General features: G+C 72.5%; 22 protein-coding genes, 1 tRNA gene and 1 pseudogene. 17 read left to right on the forward strand and 7 right to left on the reverse strand.

The genetic code is table 11. From position 1 onward, the window contains the following. Positions 1-293: 293 nt before the first annotated feature. Positions 294-755 (reverse strand): NUDIX hydrolase, encoded by a 462-nt coding sequence (locus RKD23_RS24550; RefSeq protein ID WP_424855631.1) that lies wholly within the window; start codon positions 753-755, stop codon positions 294-296. Between the two features lie 18 nt (positions 756-773). Here RKD23_RS24550 and RKD23_RS24555 point away from each other — a divergent pair, with 18 nt between their 5' ends. The 10 genes and pseudogenes from RKD23_RS24555 (at position 774) to RKD23_RS24600 (ending at position 8,088) form a co-directional block, all read left to right on the forward strand. Beyond that, the gene (locus RKD23_RS24555) at positions 774-1,553 is read left to right on the forward strand and encodes a GntR family transcriptional regulator (RefSeq protein ID WP_424855632.1); all 780 of its coding nucleotides are present in this window, start codon (positions 774-776) and stop codon (positions 1,551-1,553) included. Positions 1,554-1,692: 139 nt separating this feature from the next. Next, complete coding sequence (locus RKD23_RS24560) at positions 1,693-2,043, forward strand: hypothetical protein (protein WP_392274716.1); 351 nt, start codon at positions 1,693-1,695, stop codon at positions 2,041-2,043. Between the two features lie 2 nt (positions 2,044-2,045). Further along, positions 2,046-3,401, forward strand: a complete 1,356-nt coding sequence (locus RKD23_RS24565; RefSeq protein ID WP_424855633.1) for an FtsK/SpoIIIE domain-containing protein — start codon at positions 2,046-2,048, stop codon at positions 3,399-3,401. 83 nt (positions 3,402-3,484) lie between these two features. Beyond that, positions 3,485-3,649: a hypothetical protein gene (locus RKD23_RS24570; protein WP_190219733.1), complete on the forward strand. Its 165-nt coding sequence runs from the start codon at positions 3,485-3,487 to the stop codon at positions 3,647-3,649. After that, positions 3,649-4,296 (forward strand): DUF2637 domain-containing protein, encoded by a 648-nt coding sequence (locus RKD23_RS24575; protein WP_424855634.1) that lies wholly within the window; start codon positions 3,649-3,651, stop codon positions 4,294-4,296. The genes RKD23_RS24570 and RKD23_RS24575 overlap by 1 nt, the downstream gene beginning before the upstream one ends. A 19-nt stretch (positions 4,297-4,315) precedes the next feature. Next, positions 4,316-4,507, forward strand: coding sequence for a mobile element transfer protein (locus RKD23_RS24580; RefSeq protein WP_424855635.1), 192 nt, complete (start codon positions 4,316-4,318; stop codon positions 4,505-4,507). A 192-nt stretch (positions 4,508-4,699) separates the two neighbouring features. Beyond that, complete coding sequence (locus RKD23_RS24585) at positions 4,700-5,020, forward strand: SpdD-like protein (RefSeq protein WP_424855636.1); 321 nt, start codon at positions 4,700-4,702, stop codon at positions 5,018-5,020. An 87-nt stretch (positions 5,021-5,107) separates the two neighbouring features. Continuing rightward, a pseudogene (gene repSA, locus RKD23_RS24590) lies at positions 5,108-6,500 on the forward strand (replication initiator protein RepSA). Continuing rightward, complete coding sequence (locus RKD23_RS24595) at positions 6,497-6,694, forward strand: helix-turn-helix transcriptional regulator (RefSeq protein ID WP_424855637.1); 198 nt, start codon at positions 6,497-6,499, stop codon at positions 6,692-6,694. The pseudogene repSA and the gene RKD23_RS24595 overlap by 4 nt, the downstream one beginning before the upstream one ends. Next, positions 6,694-8,088, forward strand: coding sequence for a tyrosine-type recombinase/integrase (locus RKD23_RS24600; RefSeq protein ID WP_424855638.1), 1,395 nt, complete (start codon positions 6,694-6,696; stop codon positions 8,086-8,088). Before RKD23_RS24595 ends, RKD23_RS24600 begins: the two co-directional genes overlap by 1 nt. A 166-nt stretch (positions 8,089-8,254) precedes the next feature. Here RKD23_RS24600 and RKD23_RS24605 read toward each other — a convergent pair. Continuing rightward, positions 8,255-8,327, reverse strand: a tRNA-Arg gene (locus RKD23_RS24605). 321 nt (positions 8,328-8,648) lie between these two features. On the opposite strand from RKD23_RS24605, the gene RKD23_RS24610 reads away from it, so the two are divergent. The 4 genes from RKD23_RS24610 to RKD23_RS24625 all read left to right on the forward strand — a co-directional run bounded on the left by RKD23_RS24610 (position 8,649) and on the right by RKD23_RS24625 (position 14,968). Beyond that, positions 8,649-10,256 (forward strand): dynamin family protein, encoded by a 1,608-nt coding sequence (locus RKD23_RS24610; RefSeq protein ID WP_424855639.1) that lies wholly within the window; start codon positions 8,649-8,651, stop codon positions 10,254-10,256. A 39-nt stretch (positions 10,257-10,295) separates the two neighbouring features. Next, positions 10,296-12,392: a GTPase gene (locus tag RKD23_RS24615; RefSeq protein ID WP_424855640.1), complete on the forward strand. Its 2,097-nt coding sequence runs from the start codon at positions 10,296-10,298 to the stop codon at positions 12,390-12,392. A 383-nt stretch (positions 12,393-12,775) separates the two neighbouring features. Further along, a complete protein-coding gene (locus RKD23_RS24620) occupies positions 12,776-13,267 on the forward strand; it encodes a single-stranded DNA-binding protein (RefSeq protein ID WP_424855641.1) in 492 nt (163 codons plus the stop codon). Positions 13,268-13,546: 279 nt separating this feature from the next. Next, complete coding sequence (locus RKD23_RS24625; RefSeq protein WP_424855642.1) at positions 13,547-14,968, forward strand: TQXA domain-containing protein; 1,422 nt, start codon at positions 13,547-13,549, stop codon at positions 14,966-14,968. 147 nt (positions 14,969-15,115) lie between these two features. Here RKD23_RS24625 and RKD23_RS24630 read toward each other — a convergent pair whose 3' ends face one another. Next, a complete protein-coding gene (locus RKD23_RS24630) occupies positions 15,116-15,622 on the reverse strand; it encodes an HAD domain-containing protein (protein WP_424855643.1) in 507 nt (168 codons plus the stop codon). A 161-nt stretch (positions 15,623-15,783) separates the two neighbouring features. Here RKD23_RS24630 and ettA point away from each other — a divergent pair, with 161 nt between their 5' ends. The 3 genes from ettA to RKD23_RS24645 are packed head-to-tail and all read left to right on the forward strand — an operon-like array spanning position 15,784 to position 18,546. Further along, entirely contained in the window at positions 15,784-17,448 is a 1,665-nt protein-coding gene (gene ettA, locus RKD23_RS24635) for an energy-dependent translational throttle protein EttA (RefSeq protein WP_404035760.1), read from the forward strand. A 4-nt stretch (positions 17,449-17,452) separates the two neighbouring features. Further along, positions 17,453-17,884, forward strand: a complete 432-nt coding sequence (locus RKD23_RS24640) for an acyl-CoA thioesterase (protein WP_404035757.1) — start codon at positions 17,453-17,455, stop codon at positions 17,882-17,884. Then, positions 17,881-18,546, forward strand: a complete 666-nt coding sequence (locus RKD23_RS24645) for a hypothetical protein (protein WP_424855644.1) — start codon at positions 17,881-17,883, stop codon at positions 18,544-18,546. Before RKD23_RS24640 ends, RKD23_RS24645 begins: the two co-directional genes overlap by 4 nt. A 56-nt stretch (positions 18,547-18,602) precedes the next feature. Here the strand turns inward: RKD23_RS24645 and RKD23_RS24650 are convergent, their stop codons facing one another. The 4 genes from RKD23_RS24650 to RKD23_RS24665 form a co-directional block, all read right to left on the reverse strand. Beyond that, the gene (locus tag RKD23_RS24650; RefSeq protein ID WP_424855645.1) at positions 18,603-19,556 is read right to left on the reverse strand and encodes an ATP-binding cassette domain-containing protein; all 954 of its coding nucleotides are present in this window, start codon (positions 19,554-19,556) and stop codon (positions 18,603-18,605) included. Between the two features lie 158 nt (positions 19,557-19,714). Next, positions 19,715-22,435 carry an FtsX-like permease family protein gene (locus tag RKD23_RS24655; protein WP_424855646.1) on the reverse strand — a complete coding sequence of 907 codons (2,721 nt, stop codon included), beginning with the start codon at positions 22,433-22,435 and terminating at the stop codon, positions 19,715-19,717. Between the two features lies 1 nt (position 22,436). Continuing rightward, on the reverse strand, positions 22,437-25,673 hold the full coding sequence (locus RKD23_RS24660; protein WP_424855647.1) for an FtsX-like permease family protein: 3,237 nt from the start codon (positions 25,671-25,673) through the stop codon (positions 22,437-22,439). 174 nt (positions 25,674-25,847) lie between these two features. Next, on the reverse strand, positions 25,848-26,261 hold the full coding sequence (locus RKD23_RS24665) for a globin (RefSeq protein WP_404035743.1): 414 nt from the start codon (positions 26,259-26,261) through the stop codon (positions 25,848-25,850). Positions 26,262-26,325 lie beyond the last annotated feature (64 nt).

Below are 26,325 nucleotides of genomic sequence, written 5' to 3' on the forward strand. Positions count from 1 at the left end.
ATCATGGCCCCGTAAGCTTCCGGCGAGTCGGGCAGTCTGTTGACCTGCCCGTTAAAGCACGACGTTGGGGCCATGATCTGCGAGGCTCGCGCCAAAGTGGCTGCCTAAAGCCGTGGAGCCGATCGCCCCAGCCACAACGTATCCCTTCTCTGGGATCAGGCGGCTGCATGCTTTGAGTGCGGCACGGGCGCCGGCCGGGGTGGAGCGGGGCGGAGACAGGAGCGCAGGCCCGGCCGGGGGCCGGGCCGCGCGCGGGGAGCGGAGCGAGCCGCCTTGATGAAGTAGGGAAAGTCTTATCCCGCTGGGTTGAGCCGCTTGCCGTCGTGGCTCCGCACGTGCGGGCCGTTGCCGTCCAACGCGTCCAAGAGTCTGATCGCGAACACCTCGGCCATGCGTTCGCTGACCTCCTCGGGTGTCAGCCACTCCACGGCCGTCGACTCGCTCGACGTGCGCTCGGTGCCCCCAGAGGGCTTGCAGCGGAAGACCAGGGCCACGATGCCGCGGGTCGTGTTCTTGTAGACGCCGGTGAGTTGGTCCACCTCGACGTGGATGCCCGTCTCCTCGAGGACCTCGCGGGCTACGCCAGCCTCGGGGGTTTCGGTGAGTTCGAGTACGCCGCCGGGGAGCTCCCAGGTGCCGTTGTCGGCTCGGCGGATTGCCAGGAGGCGGCCGTCCTCGCGCACTACGACCCCGGCGACGGAGACCGAGTGGAGTGGCGGCAAAGTTGCTTCCTGGGTACTCATATACAGGAGCATAGGAGGCGGGGAAGGACTATGGGAACCGAAGCAGGTGGGGGCAGGTCCGGGCCTCGGTACGTGCAGATCGCGGACGAGATCGTGCAGCAGATCCGGGCTGGTGTCCTCAGGCCTGGTGACATGGTGCCGAGTGAATCCGAGCTGGTCGACCGGTACGGCGTGTCCGGGGGCACGATCCGTAAGGCCATGGTCGAGGTGCGGGCGAGTGGGCTCGTCGAGACCCGGCACGGTAAGGGCTCGATCGTGAAGGATCGGCCGCCGGTACGGCACCGTTCCTCCGATCGCTTCCGGCGCTCGCTCCGGCGTGGCGGCAAGGCTGCCTACCTCGCCGAGTCGGCGCAGTCCGGTGCTACCGCCAAGGTCAGCGTCCTGTACATCGGGCCGATGGAGGCGCCGGAGGATGCTGCTCGGCGGCTGGGTGTTGATGCCGGCGCCCAGGTGCTCGCCCGGCGCCGCCTCTACTTCCGCAACGGCACCCCGGTCGAGACCGCCACCTCCTACCTGCCGTGGGACGTGGTGAAGGAGATCCCCGAGCTGTTCGCCGAGAACCCTGGTGGCGGTGGCATCTACGCCCGACTTGAGGACCACGGGCACGAATTCGCCGAGTTCGTCGAGACGCTGCAGGCACGGCCGGCCTCCAAGGCCGAGGCGTCGGAGCTCGCGCTCAGCCCTGGTTCGCCGGTGGTTCATCTGATCCGTGAGGCTCGTACGACCGAGGGTCGCGTGGTCGAGGTCTGCGACACGCTCATGGCCGCTGACCAGTTCGTTTTCGAGTACCGCATCCCAGCCGAGGACTGACGGCTCCTCAACTCCCCGCAGCCCGTCGCGACTTCGTACTCGCGACGGGTTGACTCATGTATAGGAGTCATGCACTCTTCTTCATGTCACTCATGTACATGAGTGACGGAGTTCCACCCCTGTAGAGGAGTGCTTTGCCATGCGTCAGATCCCCGTCGACACCACCGCCGCCACCGTCATGGTCGCCAAGACCCCGCAGCCTAAGGTCCGTGACCGCCGCACCGGTGAGATCGCCACGGACGCCGACACCGGCGCCAAGCTCATGACGGTCGACGTGATGTTCGCGGCCAACGACGAGGTCGAGATCCTGTCCATCACCGTCCCCGAGACCGGCATCTCCGGTGAGCTGGGCATGGGCACCCCCGTTGCCCTCACCGGCCTCATCGCCCGGCCCTGGGAGAACGAGTTCAACGGTCAGAAGCGGCACGGCATCGCCTTCCGCGCCGTCGCCGTGACCTCGCTTGTCGACACCGCCGCGAAGGCGGCCTGATCATGACCGCCTTCACGGTCGCGCTTGTGCTGGTCGTCGCCACTGCGGGTCTCCTGCGGTGGCGGCGCCCCGCCTGGTACTGGCTGACCTTCGGGGTCATCCTGGCCGCGCTGCGCGTCCTGATCCGGTACGGCTCGGTCATGGACGCCTGCGGGCTGACCGTCCCGCCCTCGCGCTGGCGCCTCGCTTTCGCCCGGATGACCAACCGGCCGGTGCCCGAGTCGCGACCGCCGCGCATCCTGCGGTTACGGCCCACCCGCACCGGACTGGTCCTACGGCTCAAACTCCAGCCCGGGCAGGACGCGTTCGACTTCGCCGCCGCATCCGACCGGCTCCGCCACTCCTTCTCGATGTACGGCGTCACATCGCGTGAGCTGCGCTCGGGTGTGGTCGAGCTGAGGATGACCGGTTACGACGTCCTCAAGCGCGTGCAGATGCCGTCCAGGACCGACATCCGGCCGATGCGGGTCCCGGTCGCTCTGCGCGAAGACGGCTCGGTCCACTACCGCGACTACCGGGCGATACCCCACGCGCTCACCCTCGGTGCCACCGAGTCCGGCAAGTCCGTCTACCAGCGCAACCTCGTTGCCGGGCTCGCCCCGATGGACGTCGCCCTGGTCGGCATCGACTGCAAGGAGGGTGTGGAGCTGTTTCCGCTGGCCCGCCGGTTCTCCGCGCTCGCCGACGACCCCGACACGGCCGCCGAACTCCTCGACGCGCTCGTGAACCGCATGAAGGGCGTCTATCAACTCATCCGCGCCGAGCAGCGCATCACCGCCGACGTCCCGGACGCCGAGATCGCCGCCGATATCTGGAACCTGCCCGACCACGTCCGCCCGACCCCCATCGTCGTCCTGGTCGACGAGGTCGCCGAACTCGCCCTCTTCGCCAACAAGGAAGAAGAGAAGCGGCGCGACCGCATCATCACCGCCTTGGCTCGCCTCGCCCAGCTCGGCCGCGCGGCCGGCATCTACCTCGAAATCTGCGGCCAGCGCTTCGGCTCTGAACTCGGCAAGGGCATCACCATGCTCCGCGCCCAGCTCACCGGCCGCACCGCCCATCGCGTCAACGACGAGACCAGCGCCAACATGGCCTTCGGCGACATCTCCCCGGACGCCGTCCTCGCCGCCATCCAGATCCCCGCAGAGACGCGCGGCGTCGCCGTCGCCGGTGACTCGACCGGTGGTTGGCACCGCATCCGCGCCCCGCACACCACGCTCCGCCAGGCCGTCAACATCTGTAATCGGCACGCCGACCGCACCCCGGAACTGCCCGAACTGGCACCCTTCCGCCCCGCGCTGACCGGCACTGCCTCAGCCCCCGTGCCGCTGTCCAAGACAGCCGCCGTCACGGCCTGACCTTCCGCACTCCCCGGTCGGCGTGACCACCTTCGCGCCAAGTCCCTACCCCTGCCATGCCTGATGAAGGGAGAACGGCCGCCATGTGCCCCGACTGCGAGGACTTTGCCCGCACCGTCCTCCTCCTCGGTCAACTCGCCCTGTACGCCGACATGAACGGCGCCGACCTCGACTTCGTCGAAGCTGTCAGCCCCTCGCTGGCCGCCTCGCTGCCCGAGCCGCCTGACACCGCCGCGGAGGGCTCCTGATGGCTGCCCACGCCGGTCTGCGCGTCGACGCCGTCCTGGTCCAGGCCGTCATCGCCGGAGCCCTGTCCTTCGCCCACCTCCATGACCTCGCCGCCGCTGCGGGACAGGACGGCTGGAAGGCCTGGGCCTACCCGGTCAGTGTCGACCTGTTGCTGGTCGCCGCCTGGCGACGGCTCCGCAGTGAGGGACCCTCCCGGCTCGCCTGGTCCTGGTTCCTCATCGCCCTGTTCGCCTCGCTCGGCGCCAACGTTGCCACCGCCGGGTTCCTCGACCTGGCCGATCCGCCCGCTCTGCTCCGCTTGGGCATCGCCGGATGGCCCGCGCTCGCCTTCCTCGGCGGCACCCTCCTCGCCCACTCCGCCAAGCCTCAGTCGCAGCCGGAACCGTCGGCGCCCGAGCCCGAGTCCGCATCCGAGCGCGACCCGGCTCCGCTGCCCGAACCGGAGCCGCCGGCCCCCGCGGCCGACGAGACACCGGCCCTTCCGGCCCCAACCCCCGCGGTTCCTCCCGTCCTTGTCGACCACGCCCGCAAGGTCGCCGACGAGTACCGCATCCGCACCGGCTCACCGATCGACACCGACACCCTCCGGGCCCGCCTCGGCGTCCCGCCCCACCTGGCCGACGCGATCGCCGCCCAGCTCACCTGATCCGGAAGGAGAACCGGCCATGCCCGCCCGCGACCACTTCCACTCCGTGATGCGCATCGGCCCGGTGCAGATCGGCACTCACCGCGACCGCCGGGGCCAGACCAGGCACGCCGCCGTGTGCACCTCGGACGGCTGCGGCTGGTCAGCCGACTACACCAGCCAGTCCGCCGCCCAGCTCGCCGCCCGCACCCACCGCTGCCGCGTCCGCTAGGAGGCCACCGCCATGCAGGTCCCGCTCTGGCTCGCGCTGCTCGTCGTCGGCTACCTCGGCGTCAAGCTCATCCGCCCGCCCGCCCGCCTGGCTCATCGCCGTGCTGCTCCTCGGCGGTTTCCTCCTCGCCGACAGCGTCCTGGCCCCCGCGATCAACACCGTCGTCAAGTAGTCCGCGAAAGGAGACCCCCGATGTTCCGCCCGAAGATCCCCACCATGCCGATGCCGACGGGCGTCACCACCCCGCCCCTCGTCGTCGAGACGACCACCATCACGCCGAACGCCGCGACTCCGCCAGCCGCCTCCGCGACGCCAGAATCGCCGTCCCGGCCCACGGTCCAACTCACCCCTGGCGCCGCCCTCGCCCTCGTCGGCGGCGGCACCGCCGTCGTCCTGGTCCTCGGCGCCGTCCTCGTCTCGATGCTCCTGGCCGTCGCCGTCACCAGCGTCTCGGTCGCCATCTGCGCCCTGGTGATCCGCTCGCTCGTCAACGCGGACGCCAAGCGACGCTGACCGGCCCCCGGGCGGCCTCGATACCGCCAAGCATCCGCCGCCCGGGCGCCGCCCCGTCCGATCTCGCAACCGGAAGGAACCCCCAGCATGGCCTACCGCGCCTCATCCGCGACACCGAGTGCGCCCACGCCAGACACCTTGCTCGACCCGATCACCCTCGGCGACGTGCTCCGAGTCGCCTCGGCCTCCGACTACGCCCGGTGGGAGGACCAGATCCGCCGCACTGGCGGCTGCTCCGACCCGATCCACCTCACGGGATGGGTCCTCCACAAGGACAGGACCAGCGGCGAGACCCTGCGCCACTACTCCACCGCGAACGAGCCCGGCGGACGCCTCCGCCTCGCCTGCGGCAACCGGCGTGCCTCCCGTTGCCCCGCCTGCGCCTGGACGTACGCGGGCGACACGTACCACCTCATCCGCGCCGGTCTGGCGGGGGACGACCGCCGAGACGTCCCCGCCACCGTCCGCGATCATCCGCGCGTCTTCGCCACGCTCACGGCACCGTCGTTCGGCCCGGTCCACAACCGTCCCGACCGCGGCGCCTGCCGCTGCGGCGCCTCGCATGCGCCCGACGCCCCCGAGCGACCCGGACACGTACGACTACGCGGGCGCCGTGCTCTTCAACAACCACGCCGGGCAGCTCTGGCAGCGGTTCACCACCCGGCTCCGCCGCGAACTTGCCGTCCGCGCCGGCCTGACCCGCCGGGAACTCGCCGAGCACCTTCGCGTCTCGTACGGCAAGGTCGCCGAGTTCCAGAAGCGCGGGGCCCTGCACTTCCATGCCGTCGTACGCCTGGACGGCCCGGAGGGGCCCGGGACGCCACCGCCTGCCTGGGCCACCGTCGACCTCCTCACGGACGCCCTACGCGCCGCAGCAGCGCACTCGTACACGTCCGTCTCGGTCCCGGCTGCCGGGGGCCAACCCGCCCGCACCTTCCGTTGGGGCCGTCAACTTGACGTCCGCCCGGTCAAGGCTTTCGGGGACGGCTCCGACATCACCGAACAGGCCGTCGCCTCCTACGTGGCCAAGTACGCCACCAAGGCTGCGGAGAACACCGGCACGCTGGACCGCCGCATCGGTGAACTCGCCGAACTCGACCGCCACCAGGTCCCCGACCACACGCGCCGGCTCATCACCGCGTGCCGTGACCTGGACAGCCTCTACCCGGACCGGCGCCTCTGGGCCTGGGCGCACATGCTCGGCTTCCGTGGGCACTTCTCGTCCAAGTCGCGTACGTACTCCACCACCCTCGGCGCCCTCCGCCAGGAACGCGCCGACTACCGGGCCGCCCAAGAGCGCGAAGCCCTCGGGCTGGACGACACCGAGCCTGACACGGTCCTCGTCCTGACGGACTGGCAGTACGCCGGCCACGGCCACACACCGGGTGAGGCCGCACTCGCCGCGACCATCGCCCGCGAGCTCCAGACCAATCGCGAGACCGCCCGCGAAGCCCTCCTGAGCGAAGGGAGCAAGGAATGACCACGGCCGTTCGAGCACGCAGCATGCTCACCCTCGCGGAGGTCTGCGAGGAACTGGCCATCTCCCGCTCGACCTTCTACGACTGGCGCGCCAAGCGTCGTGCCCCGCGCTGCATCAAGCTCCCGAACGGTGACCTCCGGGTCCGGCGGAGCGACCTCGAACACTGGCTCGACGACAGTGAGGACGCCGCCTGATGGAGACGACGTACGACGTCAAGGTCTACAAGATCCTCACCTACAAGGGTGCACGGAAGACCACGTACACCGTGCGGTGGGTCGTCGCGGGGAAGCGCTGGCGTGAGCCCTTCGACACCGTCGCGCTAGCAGAAGGCTTCCGCTCCGAACTCATCCGGGCGACGGGCAAGGGTGAGGCCTTCGTCGTCGCCACTGGCCTCCCGGTGTCCCACCGCTCCAAGGCGGCGACCATGAGCTGGTACAAGTTCGCCGTCGAATACGTGGACGCCCGCTGGGCCCAGCTCGGTGGCAACAGCCGTAAGAACATGGCCAAGACCCTGACCGCCACCACCATCGCCCTGTTGAAGGCGAAGCCGAGCCAGTTCGAACCGGCGGCCGTGCGCACCGCTCTGCGGGAATGGGCGTTCAACACCAACCGGCGCCCGGACGCGCCGCGGGACGTGGTGACCATCCTCCGGTGGGTTGAGCGGAACTCCTTGCCCGTCTCGGTTTGGGAAGACCCCGAGAAGGTCGACGACGTCCTGCGCGCCATCGACACCCGCCTCGACGGCAAGCAGGCGGCGGCCTGGTCGCGGAAGCGCAACCGGCGGATTCTCAACGTCGCGATGAAGTACGCGGTCCGGCGGCGCATCCTGCGGGCCAACCCGCTGCCCAAGGGGAAGGAGTCGACGGCTGCCGTGAAGACCTCGAACGCCGTCGACAAGCGCTCGTTGCTGAACCCCGAGCAGGCCGCTGCGATCCTTGGCTGGGTACGCAGCCGGCCGCGCGGTGGCAAGCGGCTCCATGCCTTCTTCGCCACCTTGTACTACTGCGGTCCTCGGCCCGAGGAAGCCGTGGCCATGCGGGTGGAAGACGTGACCCTGTCCGCACCCGACGCTGAGGACCAGTGGTGCGAGCTGCTGATCCACACAGCGACCCCGGAGGTCGGGAGGCAGTGGACCGACACTGGGGAGATCCATGAACGACGCGACCTGAAGGGCCGCGCGGAGGGTGAGACACGGACCGTTCCCGGACATCCAGCACTCACGCGCATTCTGCGGCAGCACATCGAGGACGAACAGCTCCGGCCGGGTGACCTGCTCTTCCAGGGCGAGGGTGGCGGCATCCTCGCCGGTTCGGTCATCCGCCGGGCGTGGCGCAGCGCCCGTAAGGCCGTGCTTCCCCCGCATGTCGTCGAGTCGCCTACCGGGCGGCGCGTGTACGACAACCGGAACACCCGCCTGACGAAGTGGCTCAACGACGGGATTCCGCCCGCCCAGGTGGCGGAGTGGGCCGGGAACAGCGTCGCCGTACTTCTGGCCACGTACGCCCGATGCATCGACGGGCAGCTGCCGGATCTTAAGCGGCGCCTGGAAGCTGCGGGCGACCTGCCGGAGGCACCTGGCCTTGGCTGAGAACTTCGACACGTATTCGACACGGCCACCCGCGAAAACCCGGTGACAGCCGGACAGCCCCGGACTCTGCCCTTGATCATCGAGGGGGCTTCCGGGGCTGACGGGTGTCGAGCTTCACCCGGTCTGACCAGCAAAAATGCCCTCCCGGAGGGAGGGCGGAAGCTTGCGCCCCCGGCAGGACTCGAACCTGCGGCCAAGCGCTTAGAAGGCGCCTGCTCTATCCACTGAGCTACGGGGGCCGGTGTGGTGGCCTGGTGTCGTGGTGCCCCGGTGAGGGCTGTTCCCCGACGTCGCCGGGGACAAGGATAGGGCTCCGCGATCCATGTCCCTGTCGCCTCGCCTCCGTGGCTCGATGTGGAGGTTCGGTGAAGCGGTCCTGATAATCGCAGGCAGTTACGAATCGTGCAGCGGTTTTTGCGGGTTGAACCACGGGTGTTGTGCACTCGTTATGCCTGGCCTTGCCCGGTGTCCCGGTCGCACCTTCCGCCCCTTCTGTCCTGTCGGCGCGCAGAGATGCCTATATGCTTCAGAATTCCCCTAAAATTGGGCATTCTTCGCATGTGGTGACCTTGGACGTAAGGCCTCAACTGCTCGACGCACTCTCCGCCCTGCGCGACCGTGTCGCCGCCGCACGCTTCCCGCTGCCCCTGGCGGGGGCGCCACGCGCGCGTGCCAACCGCGACGAACTGCTCGCGCAGCTCGACGACTACTTGGTGCCCAGGCTGAGAGACCCCGAAGCCCCGCTGCTCGCCGTCGTGGGCGGGTCGACCGGCGCCGGCAAGTCGACCCTCGTCAACTCCCTCGTGGGGCGGCGGGTGAGCGAGGCGGGAGTGCTGCGGCCGACGACCCGCACTCCGGTGCTGGTGTGCCATCCGGAGGACCATCACTGGTTCAGCGGCATGCGCGTCCTGCCCGACCTCACCCGCGTGTGGGTGCCCCACCAGGAACCGGGCGACGACCTGCTGCTGCCCGGCGAGCACCCCGCGCGCGTGCTGCGCGTCGAGACCGCCGACTCCCTCCCGCGCGGCCTCGCCCTGCTGGACGCGCCCGACGTCGACTCCCTCGTCGCCGACAACCGCGTCCTGGCCGCCGAGCTGATCTGCGCGGCCGACATCTGGATCATGGTCACCACGGCCGCCCGGTACGCCGACGCCGTGCCCTGGCACCTGCTGCGCACCGCCAAGGAGTACAAAGCCACCCTCGTGACCGTCCTCGACCGGGTGCCCCACCAGGTCGTCTCCGAGGTGTCCCGGCAGTACGGCGCCCTGCTCACCAAAGCCGGGCTCGGCGACGTGCCCCGCTTCACCGTGCCCGAGCTGCCCGAGTCGGCCTGGGGCGGCGGTCTGCTGCCCGCCACCGCTGTGGCCCAGCTGCGCGCCTGGCTCGTCCACCAGGCCCAGGACCCCGCCGCGCGGCAGCACGCCATGGCCCGTACCGCGTACGGCGTCCTGGACTCCCTCAAGGCCCGGATGCCCGAGCTGGCCGGTGCCGCCGCCGCCCAGTACGCGGCCGCCCTGCGGCTCACCGCCGCCGTCGACGCCGCCTACGACAGCGAGCACACGCGCGTGCGCGGCCGGCTCCAGTCGGGCGCCGTCCTCGCCGGTGGCGCGCTGAAGCGCTGGCGGGCCTTTCCCCTCGACTGCACCGCGGGCGAGCTGCTCGACGCGCTCGTGGACAGCCTGAGCGCCCTGCTGGTGTGTGCCGTCACCGCCGCCGACGAGCGCATCGACGACGCCTGGCGCCGCGAACCGGCCTCCGACGCGCCGGAGCTCCGGGCCCGCGAGGCCGAGCCGGAGAGCGCGGAACACCGTATCGGGATGGCCGTACGGCGCTGGCGGCGCGAGTTGGAGGAGTACGCCGAGGACGAGATCCGCGACCTCGACCGCGGCCAGGCCCCCGACCCCGAGGTGATCGCCGCGCTGGTCGCCACCGCGCTCCTCGGCGGGCGCCGGGCCCGGACCGCGGGCGAGGGGCTCGCCGAGCGGCTCGGGGCGCACGGGGCGCTGCGGCTGCGCGACCGCGGCGGGCGGCTGCTCGCCGAGCACGTCGACCGCGTACTGCACACCGAACGCGAGCGGCGCCTCGCACCCCTGGACGCGCTCGACGTCCATCCCGAGCCGCAGGCCGAGCTCATCGCCGCGCTGTCCGTACTGCAGAAGGAGAGGTGACCGGTGACCGCCGTCGCCGATCAGGATCACACGGACCACATGAACCATATGGACCACACCGACCGCACCGAGAACACGGACCACACCGACAACACGGGGAGTCCGGAGATGGCTGTGAACAGCGACATCAGTGACAGCACCGGCGACCTCAGCGATAGCGGCGACAACGGGGACCGTGCTGCTCGTGATGAGGATTCGGTGAGTGGCGGGGAGCGCGCTGTCGAGCGAGAGGAGGCGGCCGAGCCGGAAGCCGGTGCGGCTGAGAAGTCGGCGGACAGGGGGCACGCGCGCGTGGCCGGGGAAAATCGGCGCAGCCGTGCCGATACCGGTGGTGCGTCGCGCCGTACCGACGACGACACCTCGCGTCGTACCGACGACGACACCTCGCGTCGTAGCGGCGATGACGCCTCACGTCGTCCTGGTGACGAGCCCGCGCGGGGTGAGTCCGGGGACGTCTGGGACGACGGGCTGATCGCGCGGCGGGTCAACGAGGGCGACCAGGCGGCGGCCTCGGTGATGGAGATCCGGGCGTCCGTGCCGCAGACCTCCGCGCCGCTGGCGTACGACGGGGGACTGCGGTCGCGGCTGGACGCGTTGCGGGAGCTGGTGGGGCTGTCCCGCACCCGGCTCGACAGCCGGACCCTCGCGGAGGCGGGCCGGGTCCTCGACGAGGCGGCCGCGCGGCGCAGGCTGTCCGGGCAGCACACGGTCGTCGCGATCGCGGGCGCCACCGGCAGCGGCAAGTCCCAGCTGTTCAACACGCTCGCCGGGGTGACCATCTCGGAGACGGGCGTACGCCGGCCGACCACCGCCTCGCCCATCGCGTGCAGTTGGAGCGACGGGGCGGCGCCGCTGATCGACCGGCTCGGGATTCCGGGACGGCTGCGCCGGCGGCCCGTGCAGAGCCCGGAGGGGGAGGCGCAGTTGCGCGGCCTCGTGCTGGTCGACCTGCCCGACCTGGACTCGGCGGCCGTACAGCACCGTGAGCAGGCGGACCGGGTGCTCGCTCTCGTCGACGCGATCATCTGGGTCGTGGACCCGGAGAAGTACGCCGACGCGGTCCTGCACGAGCGCTATCTGCGGCCGATGGCCGGGCACGCGGAGGTCATGTTCGTCGTCCTCAACCAGGTCGACCGGCTGCCCGGGGAGGCCACCGAGCAGGTCCTGGACGATCTGCGCAGACTGCTGGACGAGGACGGGATCGCCCTCGGCGAGCACGGCGAACCGGGCGCCCATGTGCTCGCCCTGTCCGCTCTCACCGGGGAGGGTGTCGGCGAACTGCGCGAGTGCCTCGGCCGGTTCGTCACCGAGCGCGGGGCGCCCGCCCGGCGTATCGCGGCGGACCTGGACGCGGCGGCGGCCGGGCTGCGGCCCGTGTACGCGACCGGGCGGCGGACCGGGCTCAGCGAGGAGGCGCGCGAGGAGTTCGCCGCCCGGCTCGCGGACGCGGTCGGTGCCACGGCGGCGGGCGAGGCCGCCGAGCGCGCCTGGCTGCGCAACGCGAACCGGGCGTGCGGGACGCCGTGGCTGCGGCTGTGGCGGTGGTACCACGAGCGGGGCGAACCCCCCACGGGGCGGCTGATGTTGCGGGCCCAGGCCGACGAGGAGGCCACCGCGCGGCAGCGCGTGGAGCAGGCCGTGCGGATCGTGGCCGACCGGGCCGTGGCCGGGCTGCCCGCGCCCTGGGCGCAGGCGGTGCGCGAGGCGGCCGCGCGGGGCGCCCATGGGCTGCCCGAGGCGCTGGACCAGCTGGCGGCTCGCGCGGGGCTTCCGCCGGGACGGCCGCCGCGGCCGGGGTGGTGGCCGGTGGCCGTGCTGGTGCAGGCCGCGATGACGCTGCTGCAGGTGGTCGGCGGGCTGTGGCTGGTGGGGCAGATCGTCGGTGTCATGGCGCCCAATCTGGGGGTGCCGGTGCTGCTGATGGTGCTGGGCATCGTCGGTGGGCCGTTGGTGGAGTGGAGCTGCCGGATGGCCGCGCGGGGGCCTGCCCGGCGCTACGGGCAGGAGGCCGAGCGCCGGTTGCGGGAGGCGGCCGCGGGGTGCGGGCGGGCGCGGGTGCTGGATCCGGTGGCGGCGGAGTTGCTGCGGTATCGGGAGGTGCGGGAGCAGTACGGGCGGGTGGTGGGGGTGGGGTGAACGGGGTGGGGTGAACGGGTTGGGGGTGGGTTGAGGCTGAGGGGATCGGGGGTGTGGTGCGGGGCCTGGAGGTGCGGTGAGGGGCGCGGCGGGCGGCTGACGCCCCAGAGGTGCGGCAAGGGCCGCGGCGGGCGCTGACGGGCTGGAGGTGGGTCCCGGAGGGGCGCTGAGGTGGGCCGATCCTCGTGGAGATCACCTGTGGGTGATCTCGTCCGCGCTGGGGTTCACCCGGGCGGGTGGCGGGGTTTTCCACAGGTGGGGGCGTGATCCACAGGGCCCGGCGAGAGGGGTGCGGTGCGGGGCAGTCTGGCTCCGCAGCCGTACGGGACTGGCCCGTACGCGAGTCCGTCCGGCACACAGGCCGGGCGCGGGAGGGGTTCGCGATGAACGAGACGATGATCTGCGTGGTGGGCCGGGTGGCGACCCAGCCGGTGTACCGGGACCTGACCTCGGGGCCGTCGGCGCGGTTCCGGCTGGCGGCGACCGCGCGCTACTGGGACCGCGAGAAGGAGGTGTGGACGGACGGACACACCAACTTCTTCACGGTGTGGGCCAACCGGCAGCTCGCCACCAACGCGGCGGCGTCCCTGGGTGTCGGCGACCCCGTCGTCGTCCAGGGCCGGCTGAAGGTGCGCCAGGACGTGCGCGAGGGGCAGAGCTGGACGTCGGCCGACATCGACGCGGTGGCGATCGGCCATGACCTGGCGCGGGGCACGTCGGCGTTCCGGCGGGGCGGCGCCAGGGCGGAGACCGGTGAGGCGGGGGCGGCGCAGCAGCCCGAGCCCAACTGGGAGACACCGGTGGAGGATTCGGCGGAGGGTGAGCAGAAGGAACAGAGGGGCCAACTGCCCGCCACGGCAGCGGCAGTGACGTGACGTCAGGCCGATCGTGACGACGCGTGGATGATCGGTGGCTTATCGGCGGATGCGCTGTGGATGAACTGGTGGATTTGTCGATAAGCCCTGCTCGGAGGCCCGTTCCGGCGATAACGATTGCGAGTCGGATCACCGGTCCGACTATCTGACGGGGAAGAGGGGTCCGCTGTCTCCCTAGGATGCGGGGCGTAGCTCTTGGGGCTTCTGATGCCGCTGGTGGGAGCCGGGTCGGGTCCTCCGGTGCCGCTCAACTGGTCCTGCTCGAAGGGGAATCGTGTGATGTCTTCGCTCTCCGCGCCGGCCGCGGTGCCCGCGCGCAGGCGGGGCGCGGCGCGCCTGGCCGCCGCGACGCTGGTGTCCGGACTCGTCGCCGCCGGTGCGCTGGTGGGCGCGGGCCCGGCCGCCGCCGAGGACGCGGCGGTGCGGGGGCAGGGCGGGGCGGTCGCCACCATGGACGGGCTGGAGACGTACGGCACGGCCGTGATCCACGGCGAGGACGGGGACCAGGAGGTCCCGGCGGGCCTGTTCGAGATGTCCGTCGAGGGCGGCGGCACCCTGCAGACCTACTGCGTCGACCTCTACAACCCCACTCAGCGGGAGGCCAAGTACCGGGAGACGTCCTGGAGCGGGACCTCGCTGGGCGCCAACAAGGACGCCGGGCGGATCCGCTGGATCCTGCAGAACTCCTACCCGCAGGTGAACGACCTCGCGGCGCTGGCCCGCCGGGCGGGCATCGGCGGAGGCCTGACCGAGCAGGACGCGGCGGCCGGGACGCAGGTGGCGATCTGGCGCTGGTCCGACGGCGCGGACGTGGCGGCCCTCGATCCGCAGGCCGAGCGTCTCGCCGACTACCTGGAGAAGAGCGCCCGCTCGCTGCCGGAGCCGCGTGCCTCGCTGACCCTGGACCCTCCCGCGGTGTCCGGGCAGCCGGGCGGGCTGCTCGGCCCGGTGACCGTGCACACCAACGCGCAGGGCGTGACGCTGACGCCGCCGGTGGACGCGGTGTCCAGCGGGGTGCGGATCGTCGGCAAGGACGGCAAGGACGTCACCGCCGCCCGGGACGGCAGCCAGATCTTCTTCGAGGTGCCCGCGGACGCGGCGGCCGGCTCCGCCGAGCTGACCGTGCAGGCCTCCACCACGGTGCCGGTCGGACGCGCCTTCGCCGCCGAGAGCCGCAGCCAGACGCAGATCCTGGCCGGCTCCAGCGAGTCGACCGTCTCCGCGACGGCGAGTGCGACCTGGGCGGAGACCGGGGCGATACCGGCCCTGTCGGCGCGGGAGAACTGCGCCGAGAACGGGGTGGACATCACCGCGGCCAACTCCGGCGACCAGCCGTTCACCTTCGAGCTCATGGGCGTCGAGCACACCATCCCGGCCGGCGCGTCACGCACCGTGACCGTGCCGCTCCAGGAGGACCAGGCCTACGACTTCACCATCGAGGGCCCCGACGGCTTCGCCAAGCGCTTCACCGGCGTCCTCGACTGCCACACCCAGGGCGACACGACCTCCGACGACCGCACCCAGCTGATGACCGAGCCCAGCCCGGCCACCGTCGGCGGCTCCACCACCGACGTCAACCTCGCCGAAACGGGCGGCACCGACATCACGCCCCTCATCGGCGGCACGGCCATCGGCCTGGTGGTCATCGGCGGGGCTGCCCTGGTGCTGCTGCGGGACCGACGGCCGGGGACGGGCGACTGATCGTTCGCCGTTCCTGGGGGCCCGGCCACCGGCGCGCCGGGTCTCCGCTCGGCGGGTAGGCCGTACCGCGGCCGGGTCCGGCTCACTCCATCGCGTCCGGCGCGGGACCGTGCGAGGGCGCGTACTCCCTCCGGCCCGCACCAGCCCTCAGCTCGACACCACGCCACGGAGCCAGTCGGCGAGCTCCGAGAAGTCGGTGTCGCGCAGGCCCTTGGCCGGGTCCACGCGGTGGAGGAGTGACGGGCCGGGGTGGGCGGCCGCCACCCACTGGCGGTCCATCGAGCTGATCTCGTCGTCAAGCCAGATGAAGGGCCGGCCGTCGGCTCGCTCGACGAGGGGGCGGGTCTTCCAGTGCAGGCCGTGGGGGCCGGGCTCGGGGGAGGTGGCCGGCCACTCCAGCACGGGCAGCCTGGGGAGTCCGATGCGTGGGGCGACGACGTCGTTCGCCTCCTCCTGCCAGGTCGTGGCCCAGACGAGGTCGCAGCCCAGGGCCAGCAGGCGCCTGCCGGTGGCGGGGTCGAGGCGGCTGAGCAGGGGATTTGCCCGGTCGGCGGGTGTGGGGGCGGGGCCGGTGACGGCCTGGGCGTCGCGGAAGGGGATGAGGGGGCCGTCGATGTCCAGGAAGAGAAGGGGGCGCTGTGGGGCGCTGGTCATGGGGGCACCGTAGCTCCGCTCGGTGGAGGAGGGGGAGTCGCGGGTGGTGAAAGCCCAGGTCACAGGCGACCGGCTATACGGGTTTCCCCCAAGGGGTGGCAGTCCGGCAAGATGGGGTGTATCTGCCCACTGCCTGATTTCAAGCTGCCGGACGGTTTCTCTTGGCTGAGTACATCTACACCATGCGCAAGGCGCGCAAGGCGCACGGCGACAAGGTGATCCTTGACGACGTCACGCTTAACTTCCTGCCCGGCGCGAAGATCGGTGTGGTCGGTCCGAACGGTGCCGGTAAGTCGACCGTTCTGAAGATCATGGCGGGGCTCGAGCAGCCGTCGAACGGTGACGCCTTCATCTCGCCCGGGTACAGCGTCGGCATCCTGATGCAGGAGCCCAAGCTGAACGAGGAGAAGACCGTCCTGGAGAACGTCCAGGAGGGTGTCGCCGAGATCAAGGGCAAGCTCGACCGGTTCAACGAGATCGCCGAGCTGATGGCGACCGACTACTCCGACGCGCTGCTCGACGAGATGGGCAAGCTCCAGGAGGAGCTCGACCACGCCAACGCCTGGGACCTCGACGCGCAGCTCGAGCAGGCCATGGACGCGCTGGGCTGCCCGCCCGGCGACTGGCCGGTCGTGAACCTCTCCGGTGGTGAGAAGCGGCGTGTGGCGCTGTGCAAGCTGCTGCTCGAAGCCCCTGACCTGCTGCTCCTCGACGAGCCCACCAACCACCTCGACGCCGAGTCGGTGAACTGGCTGGAGCAGCACCTCGCCAAGTACGCCGGCACCGTCGTGGCCATCACCCACGACCGGTACTTCCTCGACAACGTCGCCGAGTGGATCCTCGAGCTCGACCGCGGTCGCGCCTACCCGTACGAGGGCAACTACTCCACGTACCTGGAGACCAAGCAGACCCGTCTCAAGGTCGAGGGGCAGAAGGACGCCAAGCGGGCCAAGCGCCTCAAGGAAGAGCTGGAGTGGGTCCGCTCCAACGCCAAGGGGCGGCAGGCCAAGTCCAAGGCGCGTCTCGCTCGCTACGAGGAGATGGCCGCCGAGGCCGAGAAGATGCGGAAGCTGGACTTCGAGGAGATCCAGATCCCGCCGGGCCCGCGTCTGGGCTCGATCGTGGTCGAGGTCAACAACCTCTCCAAGGCCTTCGGCGAGAAGGTCCTGATCGACGACCTCTCCTTCACGCTGCCGCGTAACGGCATCGTGGGTGTCATCGGCCCGAACGGCGCCGGCAAGACCACCCTGTTCAAGATGATCCAGGGGTTCGAGACGCCCGACTCCGGTTCCATCAAGGTCGGCGACACCGTCAAGATCTCCTACGTCGACCAGAGCCGCGAGAACATCGACCCGAAGAAGACCCTGTGGGCCGTCGTCTCCGACGAGCTGGACTACATCAACGTGGGCCAGGTCGAGATGCCCTCGCGCGCTTACGTCTCCGCCTTCGGCTTCAAGGGCCCGGACCAGCAGAAGCCCGCCGGTGTCCTCTCCGGCGGTGAGCGCAACCGGCTGAACCTCGCCCTCACCCTCAAGCAGGGCGGCAACCTGCTGCTCCTCGACGAGCCGACCAACGACCTCGACGTCGAGACCCTGTCCTCCCTGGAGAACGCGCTGCTCGACTTCCCCGGCTGCGCCGTGGTCGTCTCCCACGACCGGTGGTTCCTGGACCGAGTCGCCACGCACATCCTCGCCTACGAGGGTGAGTCCAAGTGGTTCTGGTTCGAGGGCAACTTCGAGTCGTACGAGAAGAACAAGATCGAGCGGCTCGGTGCGGACGCCGCGCGTCCGCACCGTGCCACCTACAAGAAGCTGACCCGGGGCTGATCTCGTGCGCCACCTCTACCGCTGCCCGCTTCGCTGGGCGGACATGGACGCGTACGGCCACGTCAACAACGTGGTGTTCCTGCGCTACCTGGAGGAAGCCCGTATCGACTTCCTCTTCCGCCCGGAGAAGGACTTCAAGCAGGGGTCGGTGGTGGCGCGCCACGAGATCGACTACAAACGGCAGCTCGTCCACCGGCAGTCGCCCGTGGACATCGAGCTGTGGGTCACGGAGATCCGTGCGGCGTCCTTCACCCTCTCCTACGAGGTGAAGGACGGCGACGTCGTCTATGTGCGTGCCTCGACGGTGATCGTCCCGTTCGACTTCGAGGCGCAGCGGCCCCGCCGGATCACCGCCGAGGAACGGGAGTTCCTGGAGGAGTACACCGACGACGTCGACGACACCGTCGCGTCCGAGGAGGAGGCCGTCGCCGCATGACGGTGCTCCAGCTGGCCGACGACGGGGAGGCCGCGGATCTCGCGGCCTTCCTCTCCCGGCTGCTCCACTACGACCGCGCGGCCGCGGTGCGGCTGCAGGCCGCCGGGACCGCGCTGGCCGTCTTCGGGCGGCCGCCGTCCTTCGAGGTGCTCGCGATCCGGGCGGTGCGGCTCGCCAAGCCGTACGAGAACGGGCTCGACGTCACCCTCGATGTCACCGTCTCCGCCGGTGAACTCCTCGACGGCATCGAGGAGTCGGCCGCCACCGCCGTCGTGCCGGCCGCGGTGACCGGGCCTCCCTGGGCCGGCGTGCTGCCGCCGCGTGGGGGGTGGGCGGCCGTGGCCGGGCTGCCGGCCGCCGACTCGCTCCGCTCGATGGTGGCTTCTGTCGTGGCCGAGTTCCGGTCCCGTACGGAGGAGTTGGCGCCTGATCTCCGCACCCGGGCTGAGCTCGACCGGATCGGGCGCGATATCTGGTCTCGGACCGTTGCCGACACCGGGCTGCCTGTGCGGGCCGTGCATGCCGCACAGGCTTTGGGGTTTCTGCGCGGGGGTGATCCCGTACTTCTCTCGTCCGGGACTTGGCTCAGGCTGCGGACGCCCTTCGGCTCCATTGCTGTACGCCGTGCCGGTGTTGGCGCGCTCGGGATCACTGTTCGCTGATCAACGTCCTTCGGCTTTCGCGCCGTTGTGGCTTGTCGCGCCGTTCCCCGCGCCCCTCAAAGGCCGTCTTCATCAGGCCAGACTCCTATGTGATCCGGCTCCAGCTCCAGCGCCACCCTGTCGCGCATCCCCAGGGCCTTCGTGTACTCGGCCGGCAGCTGGAGGCGGCCCGCTCGGTCGAGCATGGCGTACTCGCGGGCCACGACCGTCTCGTGGCCCGTCTCTTCGTCGATGCGGCTGCGGCGCAGCACCTCGGTGGAGGTGCGGCCGTCGCGGATGGCGACGGTGCGGCGGACCTCGGTGGCGACGGCCTGGTCGTGGGTGACGATGACGACGGTCGTGCCGAGCTGCTCGTTGGCGGTGCGGAAGGCGCCGAAGACCTGCTCGGCGGTGTGGGTGTCGAGTTCGCCGGTGGGTTCGTCGGCGAGCAGGACGGCCGGGTCGCCGGCGAGGGCCACCGCGATGGCGCAGCGCTGCTGCTGGCCGCCGGACATCTGGTGCGGGCGCCGGTCGCGGCAGTCGGCGATCTGGAGCATGTCGAGGAGTTCCAGGGCGCGTTGGGCCTGGGCGCGGCGGCGTCGGAGCGCGCCGGACAGCCGCATGGGCAGCATGACGTTCTGCGCCGCGGTCAGATACGGCAGCAGGTTGCGGGAGGTCTGCTGCCAGACGAAGCCGACGACCTCACGGCGGTAGGCGAGGCGGTCCTTGGCCGTCATGGTGAGCAGGTCTCGGCCCGCGACCCGGGCGGCGCCCGCGGTGGGGGTGTCCAGGCCGGCGAGGATGTTCATCAGCGTGGACTTGCCGCTGCCGGACGCGCCGACCAGGGCCATCAGCTCGCCCTCGCGGACCAGCAGGTCCAGCCCTTGCAGGGCCTGCACCTCGACGCCGTCCGTGGTGAAGATACGGACCAGCCGGTCGCAGGTGATCAGCGCGTCGTGGCCGTAGGCGGGGGTGGCGCGGGCGGCCGTGGCGCGCTGGGCCAGGTCGGCGAGCGTGGGATTCGTCGTCATCGTGGCTCTCCTCCACAGCGGCATGGCGTGGTCGTCGCGCGTTCCCGGACAAAGGCTTCGTACGCGTAACGGCTTCGTACGGTCATCGCGCGTCCCCCGACAGGCAGCGGCCCTTCACGGTCATCGCGCGGCCCCCGGCAGGCAGCGGCCCTTCACGGTCACCGCGCATCCCCCACCCGCAACTCCGTCACCGACCCGCGCCGCCCCGTCCACCAGGCCTGCACCGCGGCCACGCCCACCGTGACCAGCAGCACCGCGGCCGCGGGTACGGCGAGGGACAGCGCGTCCGTGTGCAGCTCGGCGGGCACCGGTGCGGAGGTCGCAGGCGGCAGGGCGAGGGCCGTCAGGTCGATGCCCGGGGCGAGCAGGCGGATGGTGGCCCAGCCGGTGAGGACGCCGCCGAGTGCGGCGAGGCCCGCCTGGGGCAGGGACTCCAGGACCAGCAGGCGCCGGCCCTGAGCACGGGTCAGCCCCATCGTGCGCAACCGGGCCAGCAGCGCGCGGCGTTCGGGCGCGGTGCGCAGCAGGGACAGCAGCAGGGTGAGGACGGCGTAGCCGGCGCCGGCCGTGACGGCGGCGACGTAGACGCGCTCGGCGCCGGACTGGAGGGGCGAGTCGACGTAGCGGTCGCGCTCCTCGGCGCGCAGTCGGACGTCCGCGCGGGGTTCCGCGACCCGGCGCAGGGCGGTTCCGTCCAGGCCGCCGCCGGTCAGCAGCAGCACCGTCGGGCGGGCGGCCTCACGGCTGAGCCCGGCGCGGTCCACGATCAGGAAGTCGGTGCCCGAAAGGGCCGGGGTGCGGTCCCGTACGACGGTGATGCGGACGGTGATGAGCGTGCCGTCCTGCATACGGATCTCGAAGGGCGCGGTGCCGTGGTTCTGGGCCGTGGACGGGGAGGCCAGCGCGGGGAGCGGGGCCTTTGCGGAGGCCGGCCGCCGCAACTGCTCCCCGTCGAAGGCGCCGAGGTCCGTGCGGTCGGCGAGGGCCGCGTACGCGGTGGGGTCGACGCCCGCGACCGGCAGGGTCTGCTGGCGGCCGCCCGGCCGGGCCTGGTAGGCGATGCTCAGCTCGGTCAGGCCGGACACGCCGGGCGTACGGCGGACTTGGCCGGGCAGCGCGGACGGCAGGCCCTCGACGGCCTCGACGCGGGCGTCGGCGCCGACCGCGAGCAGCGCGGCGGCGTCCCGGGCCTCACGTACGCCCGCCAGGACCGAGCCGCCGAACGCGGCGGTGGTCAGGGCGGTCGACAGGGCGAGCAGCGGCAGGATCGCGGAGGTGGCGCCGCGGCCCGCGCGGGCCAGCGACAGATGGCCGATGGCGCCCCGCAGCCGGGCGGCCGGACGGGCCAGGCCCCGCAGCGGCAGCGGGTAGAGGCGCACCAGCAGCAGGGCGGCGATGATCGCGACCAGCACGGGTGCGGCGGACATGAGCGCGTCGCCGTCGGCCGTGCCGCGCCGGCGCAGCGTCTCCACCGCGCCCGCCGCCAGCACCAGCAGGGTGAGCTCGGCGACCGTACGGCGTCGGGAGGGCCGTACGGCGGTGATGTCGGTGCGGGCGCTGTGGACGCCGACGGTGCGGTGGGCGGCCGCGGCGCGCAGCGGCAGGGCGAGGGCGGCGACGGCGGTGACCGCTAGGGCGGCGAGCGCGGCGGGCAGGAGGCGGGCGTCGGGCACCGCGAGCACGGCGGCGGTGAGGCCGACGGCGGCCGCGGGCAGCGCCACGGTCGCGGTCTCGCCGAGCAGCCGGACGGTCAGTCCGCGCAGGGAGGCGCCGCGGGCGCGCAGCAGGGCGAGTTCGGCGCGGCGGCGGTCGGCGGCGAGACCGCCCGCCATCAGCAGCACGACCAGCGCGACCGTGCCCGCGCCGAACGCGGCGACGGCGATCAGCGGGGCGATGCCGTCGTCGAGCCGCTCGTAGGAGCCGAGGACGGCGTCGAGGTCGGTGGTGACCTCCGTGCGCTCGTCGGTGTGCAGGCGGGCCTCGCGCAGGGCGGGGCCGTTCTCCAGGGAGGCCAGGGCGGACTTGAGGCGGTCCACGTCGTAGCCGTGCAGGCCGTGCGGGTCGGGAGCCAGGTTCCAGTAGCGGACGGGGTCTCCCGCGGTGCCGAGGAGGACCGGGCCGGCCTCGGGCGGGAGCAGCAGCGCGCCGAGCCAGTAGGCCCGGCGGTCGGGGTCGCCCGGGAGGTAGACCAGGGCGGGGGTGCGCAGGAGGGACGCGGTCGACCAGTAGGCGCCGGACGGCTCGCGCGGGGTGACGATGCCGGTGACCCGGACGGCGACGGGGCCGCGCAACAGGCCGGGGACGTGGACGACCGAACCGACCTCGATACGAAGGTTCTCGGCCGTCTCGGCGGTCACCGCGGCCTCGACCTCGGCCGTGGTGCGGTGGACGGCTCCGGCGGCGGCGCGCGGCAGCCGGCCCTCGGTCAGCCGGGAGTGGCCGGCAAGCCCGCTCTGGGCGGCCAGCGTGACCTGCGCGGGCAGTCCGTGCGGGCGGGCGAGGAAGGTGTCCGGGACCTCCATGGGGACTTCGGTGCGCACGCCGTACGACGACTGGGCCGGGTCGACGGCGAGCGGGGCGGGGACGCTGTCGAGGATGCCGGAGTACTCCGTGGCCAGCCGGGCCGGCCGCATGGACTTCTCCTGCTGCTCCGGCGTCATGTCCGGGCCGGGCTGCGGCGCGTCCAGCCGGAGGGTGCTGCGGTCGGGCTGGGCGTCGGCGACCGCCCGGCGCAGGCCCGCGTCCTGGTGGCGGTCCAGGGCGCGCGGGAACGCGGCCGCCAGACACGCGGTCAGCGCCACCAGCAGGGCCAGCGCCCACGCGGCAGCGGGCGCGGCCCGCAGCCGGGTGCGCACCCAGGGGGCGTACAGGGATCGCATCTCACTCACCCCCCTGCCGCAGCGCCGTCGCCGGATCCGCGCGGCGCAGGGCGAGTACGGCCGTGACCAGCAGCGGGGTGAGGACCACCGCCGCGAGCAGGAGCGCCACCCGGCCGGGCGGGAGCTCCACCAGCAACTCCGGGACCGGGCGGGTGGCCTGCGCGGTCAGCACGATCAGCGGGATCACCGCCCGGGTCAGCACGGCGCCCAGGGCCCCGCCCGCCAGCAGCGCAAGGCCCACGAGGACGCCCTGTTCGGCGGCGATCGTCCGGGCCAGCCGGCGGCGGCTCGCACCGAGCGCGCGCAGCACCGCGAACTCGGCGTCCCGCTCGCGCAGCGACCCGGCCGCGCTCACCGCGAAGCCCACCGCGGCCAGTGCCGCCGCGACGATCGCCGCGGCCGCGAACGCGGCGCCGGGCCCCGCGCCGAAGGGGTCGTCGCGCAACTCGGCGGCGATCTCGTCGCGCACCAGCACCTGGGCCGGGTCCAGGTCGGGCCGGGCCCGCAGCGCGGTCGCCGCGGCGCGGGGGCTGTCGGAGGTGAGCCACCACTCGGTGGGGGTGATGCCGTTGTCGCGGTCGGCGAGGACCTGGTTGACCGAGCGCAGGTCGACGAGGATCGCCGCGCCGTCGTTCTCGGCGGGCGTGGTCGGCAGGGCCCGTACCGCGGCCACGATCTTCACCGGGAGGGTCTCGCCGCCGAAGGGGAGGTCGACCTGGTCGCCGGTGTGAGCGCCGGTCGCGGTGAGGTAGCCGTCGGTGGCGACGGCGGTCAGCTCGGGTGCCTCGGGCTGGGCGACGGCCAGCCGGACGGTCAGCGTGAAGGGCAGGACGTACTGCTCCGCGGGCGTGTGCCCGGTGCCGTACTCGACGGTGAAGGGCCGCTCGGAGGTCACCCGCGGCTCGGTCGGGATGGTGAGGGAGTCGGGGAAGGGGTCTTCCTCGTCGGTGGCCACCGTGGCGTCCCAGGTCGGGGGGAGTACGAGTGGCCGTACGGTGCCGTCGGCGGACTGCGCGGTGATCTCCCGCAGCGTGACGCGGTGCTGCTCGCTGACGCCGACCGGCTGCGGCATGACCAGCTCCAGGGCGGTGAGCCGCACCTCGGCGGGTACGGCGGGCAGGTCGACGGTGACGGTGTGCGGGCGGCCGTCGGCGGGGAGGGCGGCCGACGCGGGGAGCCGGTAGGGGACGCCGTGGCCGTCCACCAGGCCGACCGTCACATCCGCCGCCGTACCGGGGCCGGGACGCGCACCGAGGCTCAGCGTCAGCCGCAGCCGGGTGGTGTCCGCGGGCACGACGCTGCCGGCCGGGTCGTGCCGCGGGCCGAGCCCGGACAGCAGCCGGCGTACCGGCTCGGGGGAGAGGTCGGGGCGCAGCAGCACCGCGTCGCCGGCGTGCGCGGTGTCCAGCGCGAGCACGGTCGCCGAGCGGTCGCCGGACAGGGTCTGGGTCTGGCGGACGGCCGGGGCGATGCCGGTGACGTGCGGGGCGGCCGCGTAGCTCTCGGTGCGGCCGAGCCCGGCGTCCCCGGCGGCCAGCACCCGGATCGGCGCCCCGGCACGGAAGTCGGCCTGGTCGTCCTGCGAGCGCTCCCAGGAGGCGCCCTGGGCGAGCGCCAGCATGCCGAGCGCGATGGCCAGCACCAGCAGCAGCACCGGGCCCGCGCCGCGCATCGGGCGGCGGCTGAGCTGCCAGCCCGCCAGCGCCGCCGCAAGGCCCCGGCCGGCGGCCGCGCGGCGTTCGGCTAGCCGGGCCATCGGCGGCAGCAGACGCAGCGTCAGTACGGTGCCGGCGAGCAGGGCGAGAGCGGGCGCGGCCACCAGCAGCGGATCGATGCCGAGGGTGCCGGAGGCGTCGTCGGTCACCGCGCCGGAGCCCTGCTGGTCGAGCTGCCAGTACGCGACACCGGCCACGACCACCAGGGCCAGGTCCGCGCCCGCGCGCAGCGGGGCGGGCAGCGCCTGGGCCCGGCCCGCCCGGAAGCCCTGCGCGGTCAGCGCGGGCAGCGTCACCGCGAGGGCGCACCCGAGGGCCGTGCCGCCCGCGACCAGCCAGACCCCGAGGTCGCCACCGCCCGGGGCGTCCAGGTGCAGGCCGATCCGGGCCAGCGCCCCCTGCCCGGCGAGCAGCTCGGTCAGCGGCCCGGCCAGCAGCGGCGCCGCGACGACCGCGGGCAGGGCGAGCAGCAGCGCCTCCAGCGCGGCGTGCCCGGCGATCCGGGCGCGCGAGGCGCCGCGGGCCCGCAGCAGCCGGGTCTCGCCCGCGCGTTCGCTGCTCAGCAGCCGCGCCATGAGCAGCAGCGCGTACAGGGCGAGCAGCACGAGCAGCAGGGCGACGATCAGGAGCGTGGAGCGGGAGACGAGCTGGGAGCGCTCGACGCGGTCCAGGACCACGGGCAGGTCGGTGGAGGCGGCGGTGGTGCCGCGCAGCGCGGGCTCCTCGCGCAGGGAGCCGCTGTGGGTGCGGGCCGCCTCGCGCAGGGCGTCGACGCCGTCGGTGGTCAGAGTGGAGAAGTCCGCCGAGGCCAGCCAGCCGACGGGGCCCTCGCTCACCTGGCCGCCCGTCACGGTGGCGAGGGTGGTCAGCAGCGGCCCGTACGTGGTGAAGCCGCCCTGCTTGACGCCGCGGCCGCCGAGGTCGTCGAGCTCCCAGTACGGGTGGTCGGCCTGCGCGGGCCGGTAGACGCCGGTGATGGTCACGCGCGCGTCGGGGCCGTCGAGCCGGTCGGTGAGGGTGAGGCGGTCGCCCGGCTCCAGGCCCAGGCGCTCGGCGGCGCTCTGCGGCACGGCCGCCTCGACCGTGCCGCCACCGGCCGGCCGCGGCAGCCGCCCGGACACGAGCTGCACCTGGGCGGCGTCCAGCGCGGCGAAGTACGTCAGATCCGGTTCCGCGCCCTCGTCCGCGCCCGGCAGCCCGTAGGGGCCGGAGCGGGTCAAGGTGCGCACGGTCACCGGGAGGCCGCCGAAGGTACGGCGCGTACCGTCGCGTACGGCGGTGTCGGCGGCGGCGCGGTCCTCGCGCGGGACGTCCGCCTTGACGATCAGGGCGGTGTCGGCGGCGCTCTGCGGATCGCGCAGGGCGTGCCGCAGGGCGGCGTCGCCGATCGCGCCCGAGTAGGCGGTGAGGGTCGCCAGCACGGCGGTGGTCAGCAGGACGGTCAGCAGGGCGGCGGCCAGCAGCAGCCGGTGCGCGCGTGCGCGCAGCAGCACGAATCCCGCAGCCCCCGTGAACCCCGTCACCCGGCCCCCCGCCGTCGTGCCACCGCCGTTGCCAGACTTTCGGGCGATGCTGTCAGAGGGCGGCGACAGGGGTAAGCGCTTGTGGATCAGGCTTGACCGGATTGTGACCGGAAATCGGCGTAGAGGGACCGGAATGCGGAATTCAGGGTCGGGCCGGTGTGAGGGCCCTCGGACTCAGTCCGCGGTGTTGACCATCGACGCGGCCGCGTACTCCAGGTAGTTCCACAGCGTCCGCTCGTGCTCCTCGGACAGGCCCAGCTCGTCCACGGCCACCCGCATGTGCCTCAGCCACGCGTCGTGCGCCGCGCGGTCCACGGTGAAAGGGGCGTGACGCATCCGCAGCCGCGGGTGGCCGCGGTTCTCGCTGTACGTCGTGGGGCCGCCCCAGTACTGCATGAGGAACAGCACCAGGCGCTCCTCGGCCGGACCCAGGTCCTCCTCCGGGTACATCGGCCGCAGCAGCGGGTCCTCGGCGACTCCCTCGTAGAAACGGTGGACCAGGCGGCGGAAGGTCTCCTCCCCGCCGACCTGCTCGTAGAAGGTCTGCTCCTGAAGCGTGCCGCGCCGAATCTCTCTCACGTCCCCCATGGTCTCAGACGGGGGGACCGAGGACTCAAGGCTTAGGACCCGCGGTGCTCGCCCCCGGCCGGGA

The sequence above is a fragment of the Streptomyces sp. SAI-170 genome (assembly GCF_049739565.1).
In the GTDB taxonomy this organism is placed as follows: domain Bacteria; phylum Actinomycetota; class Actinomycetes; order Streptomycetales; family Streptomycetaceae; genus Streptomyces.